This window comes from Ruegeria sp. AF8 (assembly GCF_056541825.1).
On the sequence record NZ_JBQFYW010000002.1, the window covers coordinates 280,430 to 298,333 of the forward strand.

The following is a 17,904-nucleotide window of genomic DNA, read 5'->3' on the forward strand; positions in this document are numbered from 1 at the left end:
TCGCTTTTCCTTTCCGAAAGGCGCGGATCCGCCCTTCATCTGGCTATAAATATCCCGGGGGTCCGGGGGCTGGCCCCCGGTCCGCCCCATCCATTCAATCGTTCATCGCCGCCCAGACTCGTGACGGGCTCACCGGCATGTCGATATGATCCACCGTCTTGCCGCCCGAGTTCAGCGCATCCAGCACCGCGTTGACCACGGCAGGCGGCGAGCCGATCGCACCGGCCTCACCACAGCCCTTCACGCCAAGTGGGTTGTGCGTACAGGGCGTCTGGCTGGAATGGTCCACAGCATAGAATGGCACGTCATCGGCCCGTGGCATGGCGTAGTCCATATAGGACGCACTCAGCAGCTGACCATTCTCGTCATAGGCACAATTCTCCAGCAACGCCTGACCGATGCCCTGACCGATACCGCCATGAACCTGGCCATCCACAATCATCGGGTTGACGATGTTGCCGAAATCATCCGCGGCGGTGAACTTTTCGATGCTGACCTGTCCGGTCTCGGGGTCTACCTCGACCTCGCAGGCATAGGCCCCCGCCGGGAAGGTGAAGTTGGCCGGGTCGTAAAACGCGGTCTCCTCCAGCCCCGGCTCGACCTCCAGCGGATAATTGTGCGGGACATATGCCGTCAGGGTCACATCGCCCCAGGCCACCGACTTGTCGGTGCCAGCAACGCTGAACTGACCGTCCTTCAGCTCGATATCGGCCTCGGACGCCTCCAGCAGATGGGCGGCGATCTTCTTGGCTTTCTCGATCACTTTCTCGGTCGCCTTGACCATGGCCGAGCCACAGACTGCCAGCGAGCGTGAGCCATAAGTGCCCATGCCGAACGGGATTTTCGACGTGTCGCCATGCACGATCTCGACCATCGACTCGTCGATGCCGATCATGTCGGCCACCACCTGCGGGAAGGCGGTCTCATGCCCCTGCCCGTGGCTGTGTGCACCGACCATGACGCTGATCGATCCGGTGGCGTTCACCCGCACCGTCGCGGCATCATAGAGACCCGCCCGGGCTCCCAGCATGCCAACGATGTTTGAAGGCGCGATCCCGCAAGCCTCGATATAGCAGTTGATGCCCAGACCTCGCAGCTTGCCATTGGCCTCGCTTTGCGCCCGACGCGCGGCAAAACCCGCCAGATCGGCGGCGGCCTCAAGCTTGTCCATCGTTCCGTGGTAATTGCCCGTGTCATAGGTCAGCGCGACCGGCGTATCGTAGGGAAATTCGGTGATGAAGTTCTGACGCCGCAGCGCAATCGGATCAACGCCCAGTTCGCGCGCGGCCTTGTCCACGACACGCTCCAGCTGGAAGGTCGCCTCGGGGCGGCCCGCGCCGCGATAGGCATCCACCGGCACCGTGTTGGTGAACATCGCCTTTACATTCACCTGAATGACCGGCGTCTTGTAGTTGCCCGCCATCAGCGTTCCGTGCAGCCAGGTCGGAACCGAGCTGGAGAAGGTCGACAGATAAGCGCCCAGATTGGCATAGGTATTGGTGCGCAAGCCGATAAAGTTGTTATCCGCATCCAGCGCCAGTTCGATCTTGCTGACATGGTCGCGGCCATGGGCGTCAGACATGAACGCCTCGGACCGGCTGGAGGTCCACTTGACCGGGCGGTTGCAGGCCTTGGCGGCGAAGGTGCAGAAAGCCTCTTCTGCATAGTGGAAGATCTTGGTGCCAAAACCGCCACCGACATCCGGGGCAACCACACGCACCTTGTGCTCGGGCAGACCCAGAACAAAGGCGCACATCAGCAGCCGGATCACATGGGGGTTTTGCGAGGTGGTATAGAGCGTATATTCGTCGGTTCCGCGTCTATATTCAGCCACCGCCACGCGCGGTTCCATAGGGTTCGCAACCAGGCGGTTGTTGACCAGTTCCAGCGTCGTCACATGAGCCGCATTGGCAAAGACCGCGTCAACCTTGGCGTCATCGGCCTCACCCAGCATCCAGTCATAACAAATGTTGGATTTCAGATCGTCGTGAACCTTGACCGCGCCATCCTGTGCAGCGGCTTTCATATCCATGACGGCGGGCAGTTCCTCGATGTCAAAGGCGATTGCCTCGGCGGCGTCCCGCGCCTGCTCCAGACTGTCGGCGACTACGGCTGCAATGGGATCACCCACATGCCGTACCTTACCCTGCGCCAAAATCGGATGCGGCGGTTCCTGCATTGGCGCACCGTGCCGGTCGGCAACTTCCCAACCGCAGGGAATACCGCCAACGCCTTCGAAATCCTTGCCTGTAAATACCCGGACCACACCGGGCATGGCGGCCGCATCCGAAGTGTCGATGCTGTTGATTGTGCCGTGTGCGATATCGGAGCGCAGGAAATGGACATAAGCCTGCCCCCGCACGTTGATGTCGTCTGTGTAGTTGCCCGCTCCGGTCAGAAAGCGTACGTCCTCGCGCCGCTTGGAACTGGCTCCGATGCCACTGTCTTTGGGCATTGCTTGTTCTCCTCCCTGAAAAAGAATTTTCGTCGAAAATTCTCTGTAGCCGCGTCACTCGGCGGCGATGGCGCTCACGTCCTGACCCGATGCGGCCAGTATCGCCTTGACGATATTGTGATATCCGGTGCAGCGGCACAGGTTGCCTTCGAGATATTTGCGGATCTCGGCCTCGGTCGGTCTGGGATTGTCCTTGAGCAGGGCCGCCGCACTCATCACCATGCCGGGCGTGCAAAAGCCGCATTGTAGCCCATGATGATCCTGGAACGCCTGCTGGATGGTGTTGAGCGTGCCGTCCGCGTTGGCCTGCCCTTCGATGGTGCCGACCTCGGAGCCGTCGGCCTCCAGCGCCAGCATGTTGCAGGACTTGACCGCCTCGCCGTCGACGTGAACCACGCAGGCGCCGCACTGTGCAGTATCACAACCGACATGCGTTCCGGTCAGCGACAGGTGATCGCGCAGAAAGCTGGACAACAGCGTCCGGCCTTCGACATCACCGCTAACGGGCTTGCCGTTCACGGTCATGGTGACCTGTGTCATGAGATCCTCCCTATTGATTTTTCTCCCTTGCCTCGGAGTTAAACACGGCAAATTTCGTTTGAGAACAAAAATATTTACCAAATTTCCGAACAAGTTTCAGGCATGAACCTCATCAACTAAGGCCGCTTGAAGCGGCGCCCAAAGTGCCGTCGCGTCACTTTGTTCTGCCCGCGCGCGGCTGTGGGCGAGTGGGAATTTCCTTGAGCAACCCGCCCACGCCCATGGCCGCGATGTCTACGTTTGTCGTTTCGATCCCGCAGGCAACACGCGACAGAACCCAGTCAGCGCCATTGAGGGCCGGCGAGCGCGCGCAGCCCGGAAGGCCGATGACCGGGCGCTCTCCGAGCCGCCCCAGAAAAAGCAGGTTTCCCGGATCGACCGGCATCCCGAACCGGTCGACATGTCCGCCAGCGGCCCGCACCGCGTTCGGTGCAACGTCACTGGGGTCGGAAGTCGCCGAGCCCGTCAGGATCAGCGCGACCTCACCACGCAGTGCCGCAAGCGCCTCGGCCAATTCTTGCGTATCATGTGGCACCGTACGGATTTCCTCCAGCCTCATGCCCAATGCTTCGACCCGCCCGCGAATAGAAGCTATGCCCTTGTCATTCGAAGGGCCGCCCGGAATATCCGTAACCACCAATCCGGCAGAGGCGTGGACAGGCCGGACCAACCGGATCGCGCTCTGCGCCAGTGCGGCCGCGCGTTCGACATCCACGCGCGGCACGGCATAGGAGATGACCTTGATCGTCGCCACCATACCGCCCTCATCCATCTGCTGGTATTGCGGCACCGTGGCGACTGTGATCATCGGGTGCACCTGATTGAAGCGCTCGATGGCGGCGACATCCAATACGACGACACCAGGTCCTTCGGCCAGGATGTTGACCCGGCCCGTGAACGGTTCGGTCAAACGCACGCTCGCTTGTTCCGGATCAGGTGCGAGTGCCCGTGCCAGCACCTGTGCGGCCTCGTTTTCGTGACAATCGCCCGGCTCCATCCGGGCCACGATGACTTCAGGGATACCTGCCCCGGACAAGACCGCCAGATGGCCCGAGTCCAGAACAATGCCCTTTCGCAGCTTGCGCTCGCCGGCCTTGACGGAATGCGCCAGGATCGCGCCCTGAGCTTCGGCAACGGGAACGGAGCCGAATTTCACGCCTGTCCCCGCAAGACGGCGGTCATTTCTGCCAGGATCGACACCGCGATTTCCGCGGGGCCTGCCGCGCCGATATCAAGACCGATAGGGCCATGAATGCGGGCGATTTCCGCGTCGTTGAAACCGGCAGCCTTCATCCGTTCCACCCGTTTGCCATGTGTGCGGTTCGAACCGAGGGCACCGATATAGAACACACCCGCCCGCAGGGCCGCTTGCAACGCGGGGTCGTCCAGCTTGGGATCATGTGTGAGCAGCACCAACGCCGTGCGCGCATCCAGTCCAAGCCTGGCCACCGCCTCGTCCGGCCAGTCGGTCAGAATCTTCTCACCGGGAAAGCGTTTATCCGATGCAAACGCCTCGCGCGGGTCGATGATCACCGGGTCATAGCCTGCAATCCGCGCCATCGGCACCAGGGCCTGCGCGATGTGGACCGCCCCTACGACGATCAGCCGCAAGGGCGGGTTGTGAACGGCGACAAAGGTTTGACCGTCTTCCTCGAACCCGGAGCGATCCATGCGCATGCGCCCGGAATGGCCTGCCCGCTTCAATGCCCGGTGGCCGGTGGCCAGATTGACCTCGTAGGCCAGTGGCTGACGCTTGGCGCGGGCAGCAACCAGTTCCGACAGCATCGCCTCGGGCAAAACGGAACCGACAGGTTCTACCAGCACTCGGATGGTACCGCCGCAGGCCAGCCCCACGGCAAAGGCGTCCTCATCGCTGACGCCAAATTCCAGAAGACGGGCTTCGCCTTCGTCAATGGCCTCCAACGCTTCGACGATTACCGCACCTTCGACGCAACCGCCCGAAACAGACCCTTCGATACGGCCGTCGCCTCCGATGGCCAACTGCGCCCCCACCCTGCGTGGCGCGCTACCCCACGTCTCGACCACCGTCGCCAGCGCCGCGCCTTTTTCCTTTTGATGCCAGCGAAGGGCGGTTTCGGGACTGTTGTCGAATCTGTCCATCTGTTCCTCCCAGGATCCTTGCGTCCAACATAGGGGGGTTTCAGATAATGAAAAGCGGCCCGGCGGGAACACGGAACGCCGGGCCGCAACACACGTGGCGGGAATGATAGCGCGAGTCGCCACGCGGTTTTCGTGACCGCCTATTCGGCAGGTTGCGTTTCAGCCGGGTGCCCCATCAACTTTTCTGGCAAAGCGAAGGCCACAAGGATGAAGACAAGGCCCAGCACAATGCCCAGAATGTCGCCCGGCAGGCCGGTCAGCCCGTCGAATTTCGATCCGGGGACGGTTCCCAGTGTAACCTTGCCACCAGCGACGCCATCCAAAAGACCCGAAGCCTTCCAGGCCGGATAGGTCACCATATATGCAGCAGCCCCCATCAGCCCGCCCGCGACGAAGAACAGAGCATCCTTGCGCCCCGAAGCAGCGGCGACGACGCCGGTGCCGGGGCAATAGCCGGAAAATGCCCAGCCCGCACCCAGCAGCAACCCACCGAGGAACACGCCGGCATACGCCGTTTTGACCGACATATGCCCCACATCGACCAGACCCAGCATCTGACCGCCGAACATCAGCACCGAACCGACGCCAATGGCCAGCAGGATCGCCTTGGCCAGATTGAGGTTGGTCAGATTCAGCATCGAATTGATATAAGAGGGGTTCGTGGCCCCGATCCGATCAAGCACCGCGCCAAAGGCGGCGCCGATCAGCAACGCGAGAAGGATAGAAGTCATGGATCAGGCCTCCTTTCTGAACATGATAATCGAGACCGGGATGGCGGCAGCGAATGCTCCCGCGGCAAATATGTAGCCGCTGAGCGCAGTCTGCATCATGCCCGACATCATGTGCCCCGATGTGCAACCGCCCGCGAGCCGTGCCCCATAAAGCACGACGAATCCGCCCAGAAACGCAGCGGCATAACGTCTGGCCTGGCTGTCTCCGAAATTGGCGCGCCAGAGGGCCGGCATGACGCGTTCAGCACGGCTGAGACCGCCGCGCGCCAGAACCGACAAAAATCCGCCAACCATCATGGCGATCACGAAGATGAAGGAATAGTTAAACGGGTTGGCGATTGATTTGGCGTATTTCCCATCAGATTTCGCCAGATAGGCATTGGTCGAAGTGTACCCTGTGTCTGTTTGCGTGACGAGTTCGGGATTGGCGATGTCGGCCACGATCCCATCGAGGATCACGAATTGTGTCGAGACACCGATGGGCTTGACCAGCAGGACAGCGGCAAAAAAGACCAGCCCCAGCAACAGCCCCCCGAGTTTCCAGTTCAAAGGCATGGCGTTTCCTTTCGAATTTCACATTCCTTTATCAGAATATAATTCATATTCCAAGATTTGCATGACATAGATCAAATATGGTCGCCAAACTGCGTGGTGATTGCCGTTTGACAAAAACCGAACTAGCGTGGGCGTCATTGTCACCGCAGCGCGCTTGGAGTGGTGTGAATTTCGTCCGCCGATGTCCGGGCGCTGAAAAAATCCGGAGGAAGTGCATTGAGTTTACGCATGAAAATTTCTGTTGCGGTTCTGGCCGCGCTGGTGTCCACAAGTGCCTTGGCGGAGACGTTTGAACGGTACGGCGAAGTTGAAGGGTGGAAAGTATTCATCGACAACGAAAAGAAATCCTGCCTGATCGAAGCCGTCGACGGTGCCGAGAATGTGGTTCAGATGGGCCTGACCGATGATCGCAGCGTGGCTTATGTCGGTGTGTTCACCAAAGCAAAAACCAATATCAAGAGAGGCGAGAAAGAAGGCGTCGCCATTCTCTTGGGCGACAATCTTTATGTCGGAGAAGCCACCGGCATGCGTGGAAACATCACCAAAGGTTATTCCGGCGGCTACGTCCTGACCGATGATCCCGGCTTTGTCGATGCGGTGGCCAAGGAAAAGGTGATGGCGGTATTTCCCGAAAAGGAATACGGCTTTACGGTCGATCTGACCGGCACATACAAGGCCATCGAAATGGCACGTGAATGCACCGCAAAACAACTGCAATGACATGCGAACACCTTGGGCGCGCCGAAACTGATCTGAAGTAAAGGGACGTTGGCCCTTGATGGCCTTGGTATTTTGGGGACCGGAAAGAAGCAGAACCGTGCAGATGCGTCTTTCCGGTCGCAAATGCCCCAAGGGGGACCCTCCATCGGGCAATTCGGTCAATGCCCCTATGAACAAAATGCGTCACGCTTGCAGCGAGTTCATCAAGCGCGCCTTCTCTCCCACATCGTCCGGCGCAGAGATCAGGGTAGCCAGATCTTCCAGCGACGCAACGGAGTGCGCGGTCCGAAAACTGTCCACATGCGGCAACATGGCAGCAACACCGCGCGCCTTGGGAGCGAACCCGTCCCAGCGCAGCAAAGGGTTCAACCAGATCAGGCGGCGAGAGGACAGGTGAAGGCGCTCCATCTCGTGGGCCAGGCGGTCGGGCTCTCCGCGCTCAAGCCCGTCGGTAATCAACAGAACGACCGCCCCCTGCCCCATGACCCGGCGCGACCAGTCGCGGTTGAAGGCGTGCAGGCAATCTCCGATCCTTGTCCCGCCTTCCCAATCCTGCGCTTCGGCGCCGGCAGCCGACAGCGCCGCGTCCACGTCGCGCTGGTGCAGATGGCGGGTGATATTGGTCAGCCGGGTTCCAAAGGTGAAAGCGTGAACCCGCGACCATCCGGCCCCTTTGTTGTTCGAGACCGCATGCAGGAAATGCAAGATCATGCGGCTGTACTGGCTCATCGACCCGGAAATATCGCAGAGCGCGACAAGGCCGGGCCAGCGTGGACGCGGCTTGAGGCGGGCAATGTGGCGCAATTCTCCGCCCTGGCGCATTGCGGCGCGCAAGGTGCGGGCGCGGTCTATGCGATGCCCCAGATGGCTGGCCAGCCCCCTTCGCGACAGGATGGGTTGGACTGGCAGCGACAGGCGGGCCAGCATACGCTTGGCTTGAGCGATTTCCTCGGTGCTCATCTGTTCGAAATCAAGAGTGCGGAGGCGTTCTTCGCCAGACGCGGTGCGCGACGCGTCGATTTCGAGCTCGGCCGCGTCCTCCTCCTGCCCGGGTTCGGGCGGATCGCGTTGCACGCCATCCAGTAAAGCTTCGGCGGCGCGTTTCTCACCCGCTTCCGCTTCACGTTCCTCCTGCACGCCGCGCAGAGCAGGCAGCATCATCGCCATCATATGTTCCAGATAGCGCGGGTCGCGCCAGTATAGCCGGAAAACCTGCGCAAACACTGTCCGGTGTTCGGGGCGGCTCACGAAACAGGCGTGCAGGGTCCAATAGAAATCCTCCCTTTTCGAGAAACCCGCAGTTTCGACAGCACGGATGGCATCGACTATCCGCCCCGGACCGATGGGCAGACCCGCCTTGCGAAGTGCGCGGGCGAAATGAGTGATGTTCTGCGCCAGTTTCGGATCGGAAGGGATATCCAGAGGAAGGTGTTCAGCCATCAGCGTTCCGGACTCCTTTGCCTTTTGTGCAGGATATGTCCGGTCCGAACAGGCATTAGGCAGGTTCAAGCGAGGCCTTGGCCTGATCGAGAATCCGTTTGGCCTCGGACCCCTGCAATTTCTGGATGTCGTCCTGATATTTCAGAATCGCGCCCACGGTATCGCCGATCACTTCGGGGCTTAAATCAAGCACGTCCAACGCCAAAAGGCACTTGGCCCAGTCGATGGTTTCCGCCACCCCCGGTTTCTTGAACAGATCCTCAGTGCGCAACTTCTGAACGAAGGCTACGATCTGGCGGCTAAGGTTCTCCGCCGCTTCCGGCGCGCGCGCATGCAGGATTTCGATCTCGCGTTCGAAATTCGGGTAGTCCACCCAGTGATAGAGGCAGCGGCGTTTCAACGCATCATGAACCTCTCTCGTGCGGTTCGAGGTCAGTATGACGATGGGCGGCTCGGGGGCCTTGACCGTGCCAAGCTCGGGGATCGTCACCTGAAAGTCGCTCAGCGCTTCGAGCAGGAAAGCCTCAAACGGCTCATCCGTACGATCAAGTTCGTCGATCAGAAGCACCGGCGCGCCGTTCTCGTCCGGACGCATGGCTTGCAACAGAGGCCTTTCAATCAGGAAATCATCCGAAAACAACTCGTCCTGCAAGACAGATCGGTCTGCGCCCCCGGACGCCTCGGCGGTTCGGATAGAGACCATCTGAGCGGGAAAGTTCCATTCATAAACCGCCGTCGAAGCGTCCAGCCCCTCATAACATTGCAGGCGGATCAGGCGGCGGTTCAGCCCGGCTGCCAGCGCCTTGGCGATTTCAGTCTTGCCGACACCGGCCTCGCCCTCAAGAAACAACGGCCGATCCAGCTTGAGCGCCAGAAAAACGACGGTGGCCAGCGACCGCCCGCAGACATAGCCCTGTGCGGCCAGCATGCTTTGCACGGCGTCGATTGATTGCGGCAGGTTCATGCAGTCTCCCTTTATTGCGCCCAAGAGGTCACGATAATTCGGGCACGTCAAGTTAGGTGTTCGCCAGGATATAGGCCGATTTTGTCAGCCGGACACCGAACCGCACTCACTTCGAGTTTCTCAGAAGTTTCATACGGATGTGATGCCGCCATTGATGAGTCAACCGCAACCAGAGCGCCACGAAGGGCGCGGCCCATCCGGTTTCTACTTCGATGACGTCCACCAGCTCCGAGCCTTGGTCACAGGGGTGCACTTCGAGCCGGTGTACGAGATGTGCGCCCAACCCGGTCTCGTCCGAGGTCATCTGATGCCTGGAATCGGTGCATTTGGTAACGACCATCTTGTAGGGGAGCGCGGGCAGAAGGCCGAACAGCGACAGGTCGACATCGATCACCTGGCCCTCGCGCACCTGTCCGGACGGAAGGTGATCGAACCGCATCCAGGGCCTGGTTACCGCTTCGAGCGTATCAAGGTCGGTGACCAGTTCGAACAGCCGATCCGGGTCGGTCGGATAGACATGCCTGAATGTCAGCGTCGTTTTCATGATGACTCCTGATATGGGCAGACTGCATGGCAGATGGCGGCCTGAGAAGCGCGCAAATTGCCTCGCCCCCCGCTGGTGGGGCTTTCCCGACCGACAAGCCTGTGCTAGCGGGTGCGCCATGACCCAAAGCCTCACGATCCGCCGCCCCGATGACTGGCATCTGCATCTGCGCGATGGCGCCATGCTGCAGGCCGTCCTGCCCGAAACCGCCCGCCATTTCGCCCGGGCGATCATCATGCCGAATCTGGTACCGCCGGTCGTGACTGGCGATCAGGCCGCCGCCTATCGCGACCGCATTCTGGCGGCCTTGCCCGATGGTATGCGCTTTGAGCCGCTGATGACGCTCTATCTGACTGAAGACACCGATCCCGAGGATGTGGCCTCCGCCCATGCCAGTGGGCTGATCAAGGCGGTCAAGCTCTACCCCGCCGGGGCCACCACGAATTCCGCCTCGGGCGTGCGGAATTTCGACAAGGTGCGCGGAGTGCTGGAGAAGATGGCCGAGATCGGCCTGACGCTTTGCGTCCACGGGGAAGTTACCGATGCCGAAGTCGATATTTTCGATCGCGAAGCCGTGTTCATCGATCAGGTGCTGGATCCGATCCGCAAGGCCACTCCGGACCTGCGTGTGGTGATGGAACACATCACGACCGCTCATGCCGAAAAATATGTCAGCGGCGGGGGCGACAATCTGGCGGCGACTATCACGGTGCAGCACCTGATGCTGGATCGCAACGACATGCTCGTTGGGGGGATACGTCCGCACTACTATTGCCTTCCAATTCTAAAACGCCGCGAACACCGCGAAGCCCTGGTGCGTGCTGCGACTTCGGGCGATCAGAGGTTCTTTCTTGGCACCGACAGTGCGCCGCACGCGACGCATACCAAGGAAAACGCCTGCGGCTGCGCGGGATGTTTCACTGCCCCGGTTGCGCTGTCATGTCTGGCGGAAGTATTCGAGAATGCCGGGAAACTTCACCTGATGGAGGCATTTGTTTCGGAGAACGGCGCGCGCTTTTATGGCATGCCGTTGAACGACGGAACCGTGACACTTTCCAGGGGCGCCCCCGTTACCTATCCGGAAAAAATCGACTCGGGCGCCGGACCGGTGACCGTGTTCGACCCCGGCCTCCCGCTGCATTGGCACGTAGACTGAACGCCGCTCTTCCGCCCGTGCGGGCGCAATCACCGCGAAGAATGACCGCCAGGGCCTGATGAGCGGCCTCCGAACGACAAAGGACATGAAGAAATGATCCCAAGCTCCTATCCCGACGCCTCGGAAATCGCCCGCCTGACCGCGCGGATGCTTTTGGAGATCAAGGCAGTACATTTTAACGCGCGCGAACCGTTCACGTTGGCCAGCGGATTGCCTAGCCCAACCTATATCGACTGCCGCAAGCTGATCTCATACCCGCGCATCCGCTCGACCCTGATGGATTTCCTGACGGTTACCGTAATGCGCAACGCGGGATTCGAGGCGTTCGACAATATCGCCGGCGGCGAGACGGCAGGCATCCCCTTTGCCGCCTTTGTGGCCGAGCGCATGGCGCTGCCGATGACCTATGTGCGCAAGAAACCCAAGGGTTACGGCCGCAATGCCCGTATTGAAGGCGCGATGAGCGAAGGTGAACGCGTACTGCTGGTCGAGGATCTGACCACCGACGGCGGCTCGAAACTCAGCTTTGTCGATGCGATCCGTGACACCGGCGCAACCTGTGGGCATACCGCTGTCATTTTCTACTATGGGATTTTCCCCGAGACAGAAAAAACACTGGGCGACCACGGGGTTCAGCTGCACCATCTGTGCACATGGTGGGACGTGCTGGCCGAGGCCAGGGCCCAAGCCGCGTTCGATCAGGAAACCCTGAGCGGGGTCGAAGCGTTTCTGAACGACCCGCGCGGCTGGCAGGAAGCGCACAAAAGCTGACCCGGCGAATGCCCGAAAAAGAATAAAAGCGTCCAATCTCTGGAATGGGCGCTTTTTCTATATGTTGACGCAGCGCCCTCGGGTCCGTCAATATGAAGGGGTAAGGAGATATGCACAGGCTATCCCCAGAAAACATACAATTTGCGTCGACTCGGGGCCCTCGGCTATGACCTCGGACCCAGAGGACAATGAGAGCAGCAATGAACGAGATCAGCAGCATCGAGCAGGCGGCGGCACGGATTCAGAATGCAGAAACCATGCCGCATTCGATCGAGGCCGAGCAGCAATTGCTGGGCGCGATCCTAACCAATAACGATCTTTACGACCGTGTCGCCTCTGTCATCGGGGCCGAGCATTTCTTTGATCCGGTGCATGCCCGAATTTATGAAGTGGCGGCTGCGCGCATCGCCAAGAATGCGCTGGCCTCACCTGTGACGCTGAAATCCTTCATGGCCGAGGATGAGGGATTGAAGGAATTGGGTGGGCCGGCCTATCTGGTCAAGCTGGCCGGCGCTTCGATCAGCGCCTTTGCGGTGCGTGACTATGCCCAGATGATCTATGACCTCGCCATCCGGCGCGAACTGATCCGGCTGGGGCGCGATATCTCGGACAAGGCCGCTCGCGTGGACGTTTCGAGTGAGCCGAAAGAACAGATCGTCGAGGCCGAACAACAGCTTTACCAGCTTTCCGAGCAGGGCCAGACCGAACAGGGTTTCCAATCCTTCCTCAAGGCGGTCACAGAAGCCGTCAACGTCACCAACGAAGCGTACCAGCGCGGTGGCGGCATGGCCGGGATTTCCACCGGTCTGGCCGATCTGGACAAGCAACTGGGGGGCTTGCACCCGTCCGACCTGATCATTCTGGCCGGTCGCCCCTCGATGGGGAAAACATCACTGGCGACCAACGTGGCGTTCAACGTGGCCAAAGCCTACAAGCGCGGGCAAAAGTCGGATGGAAGCGAAGGCGCCATAGACGGCGGCGTTGTCGGGTTTTTCTCATTGGAAATGAGCGCCGAACAGCTGGCGGGCCGGGTTCTGGCCGAGGCGTCCGAAATCTCCAGCCACAAAATCCGTCAGGGCGACATGACCGAGGCCGAATTCCGCCGCTTCGTGGACGCCGCCAAGGAACTTGAAGCCTGCCCACTGTTCATCGACGACACTCCGGCCCTGCCGATCTCGCAACTTGCGGCGCGCGCGCGGCGCTTGAAGCGGACGCACGGGCTGGATCTGCTGGTGATCGATTACCTGCAGCTTTGCCGCGGTATGTCCGACAATCGCGTCAACGAGATCGCGGAAATATCGATGGGTATGAAGGCCATCGCCAAGGAACTCAATATCCCCGTGATAGCCCTGTCCCAGCTCAGTCGTCAGGTCGAAAACCGGGACGACAAGCGCCCGCAACTGTCCGACCTGCGGGAATCGGGCTCGATCGAGCAGGATGCCGACGTGGTGATGTTCGTGTTTCGCGAGGAATACTACAAAGAACGCGAAAAACCCGGCGATCACGAGTTGGAGAAGATGGAAGAATGGAAGCAGGCCATGGAACGTCTGCACGGCAAAGCCGAGGTCATCGTCGGCAAGCAACGCCATGGCCCCATCGGCACGGTCGAGCTTTCATTCGAGGCGCAGTTCACCCGCTTCGGAAATCTGGTCAAACCCTGGCAGCAGGGCGGGCAGATCGAAGGGTACTGAACGCTTGACCTGTCCGGCTCGATATGTACGGATCGGGGCCATGCGTGTATCTCTCACACCTCTGCCCCGGCGCATGATCCTTGCGCGCCATTTCGGCCACCGCCGTAAACGCTTTGCCGGATAGACCGGGGGCGCATCCGCCCCTGTTTCCATCCCCATTCAAAGCGAGAACATCATGACAGAATTTACCGAAATCCCCGTCATACGGCTTGGCGACCGCCGTGACTCGGACATAGCCGCCGATTTCCGTGCCGCCTATGGCATCACCGGCTTTGGCTATATTGAAGATCATGGAGTCGATCCGGCGCTGATTGATTCGGTTTTTGAGGCCTCGCGCCGATTTCACGCGCTGCCGATCGAAGAAAAAATGACCATTGCGGTCGACCGCAGCCACCGCGGCTATATCCCGATCAACTCGTCAACGGATGTCAATTCGACACTTGCGGACGTGACCAAACCCAATCAATCCGCCAGCTTCATGATGATGCGGGAAGACAGCCGTGCCAATCCCGACGTGTATCTGTCTGGTCCGAACCGTTGGCCGGTTCTGCCCGGGTTTCGGGAAACCCTGGAGGATTATGCCAGCGCCATGACCGGCCTTGGGCTTAGGCTTCTGAAGATTGCGCTGCAAGCCGCTGATATAAAAGACGTTTCCATTGTTGATGCATTTTCGTCACCTACCATCTGGCTGCGCCTGTTGTACTATCCGCCGCAACCCGACGCCAGCCCGAACGATCTTTACGGCTCGGCCCCCCATACCGATTTCGGATGCCTGACCTTGCTGGCGCAGGATCACGTGGGCGGTCTACAGGTCAAGACACCTGCGGGAAGCTGGGTTGACGTACCTACACGGCCGGGCGCCTTTGTGGTCAATGTGGGCGACATGTTGCACCGGATGAGTAACGGACGCCTATTGTCGACACCGCATCGGGTGATCAACCGCTCAGGTCGAGAGCGCTATAGTTGCCCGTTCTTTTTTGACCCGCATGTGAACACCGTCATCGAACCCTTGCCGGGAACCGGCCCGGCCCGTTTCGAGCCGCTGCTTTTCGCGGATTTTCTGCGTGGCGAGCTGGAAGCGGCCTATGACGCTCATAAACCTGTGCAAGGTTAGGCCTTTTCCCCCTTGACCTGCGGGCCCCGGGTGTCATGAACGGGCTCATGAGTACTGCACGTCTGACCATCGATCTCAGCGCGCTCGCCGACAATTGGCGGGCGCTTGACGCAAGAAACACCGTCGAAACGGCAGCGGTGGTCAAGGCGGGTGCCTATGGATTGGGCGTCCGGCGCGTTGCGCCCACGCTTGCCAAGGCCGGTGCCCGCAAGTTCTTTGTCGCCGTGGCCGGCGAGGGTGTGGCCGTGCGCGAGGCGCTCGGCCCCGGACCGCTGATCGCCGTGTTTTCAGGACATATGCTGGGTGATACCGACGTTCTGCGCGATCACGATCTGCTGCCTATGCTGAACTCGGTCGAGCAGTACCGGCGCCACATGGAGGCGCTGCAGGATCATCCGTTCGGAATTCAGTTGGACAGCGGCATGAACCGGTTGGGCCTGGAACCCGCCGATTGGGCAGTGTTGCGGCAAACGGCGCTTGCCAAGAATCCCGTTTTGATCATGTCTCACCTGGCATGCGCGGATGAACCAGATCACTGGATGAATCGACAGCAGCTTCGTGTTTTCAAAGAGATGACGAATGATGTTAAAGTACCACGATCATTGGCGGCCACCGGTGGTCTGCTGCTGGGCCCCGAATTCCACTTTGACTTTTGCCGCCCCGGTGTCGGCCTTTACGGCGGCCAGCCGTTCGCCGATGCCAAACCGGTCGTGACAGTCGATCTTCCCGTCGTTCAGGTTCGCGATGTTCAGCCCGGAGAGACCGTCGGCTATTCCAACACCTGGACCGCCACCCGCCCGTCGCGGATCGCAACCGTCGCCGCCGGCTATGCCGACGGGTTGCATCGGGCCACGGGCGGAGGGATCAAGGCCTATGCCGGTGGCGCGCCCTGCCCGGTGGTGGGGCGCATATCGATGGATCTGATTACCGTTGACGTCACGGATGCGGATCATGTTCCCGAAACGCTGCAGATTCTGAATGCGCAACAGACCGTGGATGATCTGGCCGAAATCGCCGGAACTATCGGGTACGAGATTCTTACTTCGCTTGGCGCGCGATACGCACGGAAATACGTGGAATGAAACCTCTCGCTCTTCTGGCCGGTCTGGGCCGAACGGTTTTGACTGTCCTTGCTGCGTTCGGGCGGGTCGGCCTGTTCGCGCTCGACGCGATATCGCACATTTTCCGCCCCCCCTATTATCCGCGCGAATTCGGCGTGGCGCTGCTGCATATCGGCTGGCTGTCGCTGCCGGTCGTTGGCCTGACCGCAATTTTCACCGGCGGCGCTCTGGCATTGCAGATTTATGCTGGCGGAGCGCGGTTCAACGCCGAGGCCGTGGTGCCCCAGATCGTCGCAATCGGTATGGTGCGCGAACTGGGGCCGGTTCTGGTCGGGCTGATGATAGCTGCGCGCGTGACCTCGTCCATCGCCGCCGAGATCGCCACAATGAAGGTGACCGAGCAAATCGACGCCCTGGTCACCCTGTCGACGCATCCGATGAAATACCTCACCGCCCCGCGCGTTCTGGCGGCGCTGATCACCGTGCCGGTTCTGGTTGGTGTCGGTGACATCATCGGCATTGCCGGAGGTTATGTGGTGGCGACGCAGAACCTTGGCTTCAATGCAGCTGCCTATTTGCAGAACACCGTGGATTTTCTTGAAACCCGCGACATCGTCTCATCGCTGGTCAAAGGCGCGGCATTCGGAGTGATCGCGGCGCTGATGGGGTGTTACTATGGCATGAACTCGGGCCGTGGCGCGCAGGGTGTGGGCCGCGCCACCAAAGGTTCGGTCGAGGCCGCCGCCGTGCTGATACTCGCCGCCAACTTCGTTCTGACAGGGGTGTTTTTCTCGCTATGATCCGGATGGAGAACGTACATAAGGCCTTTGACGACAACCGGGTTCTGCAGGGGCTGAATCTTGAGATCCCCAAGGGCACCTCGATGGTGATCATCGGCGGGTCGGGCACGGGGAAATCCGTGGCTTTGAAATGCGTCCTCGGCCTGATCACCCCGGACAGCGGCAGGATTTTCGTTGATGGCCGCGACGCGGCCGAAGGCGACCGGGACGCGTTTCTGGCCCGTTTCGGGATGCTGTTTCAGGGCGGCGCACTGTTCGATTCGCTGCCGGTCTGGCAGAACGTGGCCTTTCGCCTGCTGCGCGGGTCGCTGAAACGCCCCATCGAAGAGGCGCGCGAGATTGCCATCGAGAAACTGCGCCGGGTTGGCCTGCGCGCCAAGGTGGCCGATCTGTTCCCTTCGGAGCTGTCGGGCGGCATGCAGAAACGCGTCGGCCTCGCCCGCGCCATTGCGGCTGACCCTGAGATCATCTTTTTTGACGAGCCCACCACCGGCCTCGACCCGATCATGTCCGGCGTCATCAACGACCTGATCCGCGAGATCGTGGTCGAGATGGGGGCAACTGCGATGACCATCACCCACGACATGAGCTCGGTCCGCGCGATTGCCGACAACGTCGCGATGCTGCATGACGGGGTGATCCAGTGGACCGGACCGGTTGGGCAGATGGATGCCTCGGGCGATCCCTATCTGGAGCAGTTCATTACCGGCAGCGCCGAGGGGCCGATTGAGGCGGTGCGATGACCGCCAGGATAGCTCGCGAACTTTTCAGGCTTCGATTTCGGTTATCCTGAATTCATGATCCTGCGCCTTGCCACCCTGTCACTCCTGATACTTTACCCCATCGCGTGGTTTGCCCCGCTGATGCGCGCGGGGCTGCTGCCGATCTTCGGCCTCAGCGAAATCAGCGTAATCACCGGCCTGCAATCCTTGTGGAAATCCGACGTTTTCCTTGCGCTGATTGTCACCGTCTTCGCCCTCTTCGCCCCCTATCTGAAAACCATCGGCACCGCCCTGATCCAGTGGAACCTGCTGGACCCGCGCCTACAGCCCGCGCTCAACATTCTCGGCAAGCTGGCCATGGCCGATATCTTTCTGATCGCGCTCTATATCACGCTGGCCAAGGGCATTTCCTACGCCACCGTTGAGACCGCATGGGGGCTGTACCTGTTCACCGGCTGCATCCTTGCCTCCATCGCATTCGGATTTCTGACCGAACGCCAGCGATGAAGGCCTGCAAGG

18 protein-coding genes are annotated in these 17,904 nt (G+C 60.4%); 9 read left to right on the forward strand and 9 right to left on the reverse strand.

Annotation, left to right across the window (positions count from 1 at the left end):
* Nucleotides 1-94 precede the first annotated feature (94 nt).
* The 6 genes from ACR0AO_RS06795 to ACR0AO_RS06820 all read right to left on the reverse strand — a co-directional run bounded on the left by ACR0AO_RS06795 (nt 95) and on the right by ACR0AO_RS06820 (nt 6,402).
* On the reverse strand, nt 95-2,455 hold the full coding sequence (locus ACR0AO_RS06795) for a xanthine dehydrogenase family protein molybdopterin-binding subunit (protein ID WP_480601516.1): 2,361 nt from the start codon (nt 2,453-2,455) through the stop codon (nt 95-97).
* 54 nt (nt 2,456-2,509) lie between these two features.
* Nucleotides 2,510-2,995 (reverse strand): (2Fe-2S)-binding protein, encoded by a 486-nt coding sequence (locus ACR0AO_RS06800; protein WP_480601518.1) that lies wholly within the window; start codon nt 2,993-2,995, stop codon nt 2,510-2,512.
* A 154-nt stretch (nt 2,996-3,149) separates the two neighbouring features.
* On the reverse strand, nt 3,150-4,151 hold the full coding sequence (locus tag ACR0AO_RS06805; protein WP_480601520.1) for a molybdopterin-binding protein: 1,002 nt from the start codon (nt 4,149-4,151) through the stop codon (nt 3,150-3,152).
* The gene (locus tag ACR0AO_RS06810; RefSeq protein WP_480601522.1) at nt 4,148-5,116 is read right to left on the reverse strand and encodes an XdhC family protein; all 969 of its coding nucleotides are present in this window, start codon (nt 5,114-5,116) and stop codon (nt 4,148-4,150) included. Before ACR0AO_RS06810 ends, ACR0AO_RS06805 begins: the two co-directional genes overlap by 4 nt.
* Before the next feature lie 140 nt (nt 5,117-5,256).
* The gene (locus ACR0AO_RS06815) at nt 5,257-5,847 is read right to left on the reverse strand and encodes a DUF6691 family protein (protein ID WP_480601523.1); all 591 of its coding nucleotides are present in this window, start codon (nt 5,845-5,847) and stop codon (nt 5,257-5,259) included.
* 3 nt (nt 5,848-5,850) lie between these two features.
* On the reverse strand, nt 5,851-6,402 hold the full coding sequence (locus ACR0AO_RS06820; protein WP_480601526.1) for a YeeE/YedE thiosulfate transporter family protein: 552 nt from the start codon (nt 6,400-6,402) through the stop codon (nt 5,851-5,853).
* 228 nt (nt 6,403-6,630) lie between these two features.
* On the opposite strand from ACR0AO_RS06820, the gene ACR0AO_RS06825 reads away from it, so the two are divergent.
* Nucleotides 6,631-7,122, forward strand: coding sequence for a hypothetical protein (locus ACR0AO_RS06825; RefSeq protein ID WP_480601529.1), 492 nt, complete (start codon nt 6,631-6,633; stop codon nt 7,120-7,122).
* Between the two features lie 183 nt (nt 7,123-7,305).
* Here ACR0AO_RS06825 and ACR0AO_RS06830 read toward each other — a convergent pair whose 3' ends face one another.
* From ACR0AO_RS06830 to ACR0AO_RS06840, 3 genes are all read right to left on the reverse strand, one after another.
* Nucleotides 7,306-8,562 (reverse strand): vWA domain-containing protein, encoded by a 1,257-nt coding sequence (locus ACR0AO_RS06830; RefSeq protein WP_480601531.1) that lies wholly within the window; start codon nt 8,560-8,562, stop codon nt 7,306-7,308.
* Nucleotides 8,563-8,617: 55 nt separating this feature from the next.
* Entirely contained in the window at nt 8,618-9,526 is a 909-nt protein-coding gene (locus ACR0AO_RS06835; RefSeq protein ID WP_480601534.1) for an AAA family ATPase, read from the reverse strand.
* Between the two features lie 106 nt (nt 9,527-9,632).
* Nucleotides 9,633-10,070 (reverse strand): SRPBCC family protein, encoded by a 438-nt coding sequence (locus tag ACR0AO_RS06840; protein WP_480601536.1) that lies wholly within the window; start codon nt 10,068-10,070, stop codon nt 9,633-9,635.
* 118 nt (nt 10,071-10,188) lie between these two features.
* On the opposite strand from ACR0AO_RS06840, the gene pyrC reads away from it, so the two are divergent.
* The 8 genes from pyrC (at nt 10,189) to ACR0AO_RS06880 (ending at nt 17,892) form a co-directional block, all read left to right on the forward strand.
* Nucleotides 10,189-11,226: a dihydroorotase gene (gene pyrC, locus ACR0AO_RS06845; protein ID WP_480601539.1), complete on the forward strand. Its 1,038-nt coding sequence runs from the start codon at nt 10,189-10,191 to the stop codon at nt 11,224-11,226.
* 93 nt (nt 11,227-11,319) lie between these two features.
* Nucleotides 11,320-11,997 (forward strand): orotate phosphoribosyltransferase, encoded by a 678-nt coding sequence (locus ACR0AO_RS06850; RefSeq protein WP_480601541.1) that lies wholly within the window; start codon nt 11,320-11,322, stop codon nt 11,995-11,997.
* Between the two features lie 200 nt (nt 11,998-12,197).
* On the forward strand, nt 12,198-13,688 hold the full coding sequence (locus ACR0AO_RS06855) for a replicative DNA helicase (protein ID WP_480601542.1): 1,491 nt from the start codon (nt 12,198-12,200) through the stop codon (nt 13,686-13,688).
* Between the two features lie 175 nt (nt 13,689-13,863).
* Nucleotides 13,864-14,802: an isopenicillin N synthase family dioxygenase gene (locus ACR0AO_RS06860; protein ID WP_480601543.1), complete on the forward strand. Its 939-nt coding sequence runs from the start codon at nt 13,864-13,866 to the stop codon at nt 14,800-14,802.
* 47 nt (nt 14,803-14,849) lie between these two features.
* Nucleotides 14,850-15,884: an alanine racemase gene (alr, locus tag ACR0AO_RS06865; RefSeq protein ID WP_480601545.1), complete on the forward strand. Its 1,035-nt coding sequence runs from the start codon at nt 14,850-14,852 to the stop codon at nt 15,882-15,884.
* Complete coding sequence (locus ACR0AO_RS06870; RefSeq protein WP_480601547.1) at nt 15,881-16,663, forward strand: MlaE family ABC transporter permease; 783 nt, start codon at nt 15,881-15,883, stop codon at nt 16,661-16,663. Before alr ends, ACR0AO_RS06870 begins: the two co-directional genes overlap by 4 nt.
* Nucleotides 16,660-17,406, forward strand: a complete 747-nt coding sequence (locus tag ACR0AO_RS06875) for an ABC transporter ATP-binding protein (RefSeq protein WP_480601549.1) — start codon at nt 16,660-16,662, stop codon at nt 17,404-17,406. Before ACR0AO_RS06870 ends, ACR0AO_RS06875 begins: the two co-directional genes overlap by 4 nt.
* A gap of 54 nt (nt 17,407-17,460) precedes the next feature.
* On the forward strand, nt 17,461-17,892 hold the full coding sequence (locus ACR0AO_RS06880; protein ID WP_480601551.1) for a paraquat-inducible protein A: 432 nt from the start codon (nt 17,461-17,463) through the stop codon (nt 17,890-17,892).
* Nucleotides 17,893-17,904: the final 12 nt, after the last annotated feature.

Bases quoted from the DNA above. Each gene is read 5' to 3' on its own strand.
- ACR0AO_RS06825 (WP_480601529.1), top strand. From the start codon at position 6,631: ATGAAAATTTCTGTTGCGGTTCTGGCCGCGCTGGTGTCCACAAGTGCC.
- alr (WP_480601545.1), top strand. From the start codon at position 14,850: ATGAGTACTGCACGTCTGACCATCGATCTCAGCGCGCTCGCCGACAAT.
- ACR0AO_RS06800 (WP_480601518.1), bottom strand. From the start codon at position 2,995: ATGACACAGGTCACCATGACCGTGAACGGCAAGCCCGTTAGCGGTGAT.
- ACR0AO_RS06870 (WP_480601547.1), top strand. From the start codon at position 15,881: ATGAAACCTCTCGCTCTTCTGGCCGGTCTGGGCCGAACGGTTTTGACT.
- ACR0AO_RS06855 (WP_480601542.1), top strand. From the start codon at position 12,198: ATGAACGAGATCAGCAGCATCGAGCAGGCGGCGGCACGGATTCAGAAT.
- ACR0AO_RS06795 (WP_480601516.1), bottom strand. From the start codon at position 2,455: ATGCCCAAAGACAGTGGCATCGGAGCCAGTTCCAAGCGGCGCGAGGAC.
- ACR0AO_RS06810 (WP_480601522.1), bottom strand. From the start codon at position 5,116: ATGGACAGATTCGACAACAGTCCCGAAACCGCCCTTCGCTGGCATCAA.
- ACR0AO_RS06860 (WP_480601543.1), top strand. From the start codon at position 13,864: ATGACAGAATTTACCGAAATCCCCGTCATACGGCTTGGCGACCGCCGT.
- ACR0AO_RS06815 (WP_480601523.1), bottom strand. From the start codon at position 5,847: ATGACTTCTATCCTTCTCGCGTTGCTGATCGGCGCCGCCTTTGGCGCG.
- pyrC (WP_480601539.1), top strand. From the start codon at position 10,189: ATGACCCAAAGCCTCACGATCCGCCGCCCCGATGACTGGCATCTGCAT.
- ACR0AO_RS06830 (WP_480601531.1), bottom strand. From the start codon at position 8,562: ATGGCTGAACACCTTCCTCTGGATATCCCTTCCGATCCGAAACTGGCG.
- ACR0AO_RS06875 (WP_480601549.1), top strand. From the start codon at position 16,660: ATGATCCGGATGGAGAACGTACATAAGGCCTTTGACGACAACCGGGTT.
- ACR0AO_RS06880 (WP_480601551.1), top strand. From the start codon at position 17,461: ATGATCCTGCGCCTTGCCACCCTGTCACTCCTGATACTTTACCCCATC.
- ACR0AO_RS06820 (WP_480601526.1), bottom strand. From the start codon at position 6,402: ATGCCTTTGAACTGGAAACTCGGGGGGCTGTTGCTGGGGCTGGTCTTT.
- ACR0AO_RS06840 (WP_480601536.1), bottom strand. From the start codon at position 10,070: ATGAAAACGACGCTGACATTCAGGCATGTCTATCCGACCGACCCGGAT.
- ACR0AO_RS06850 (WP_480601541.1), top strand. From the start codon at position 11,320: ATGATCCCAAGCTCCTATCCCGACGCCTCGGAAATCGCCCGCCTGACC.
- ACR0AO_RS06835 (WP_480601534.1), bottom strand. From the start codon at position 9,526: ATGAACCTGCCGCAATCAATCGACGCCGTGCAAAGCATGCTGGCCGCA.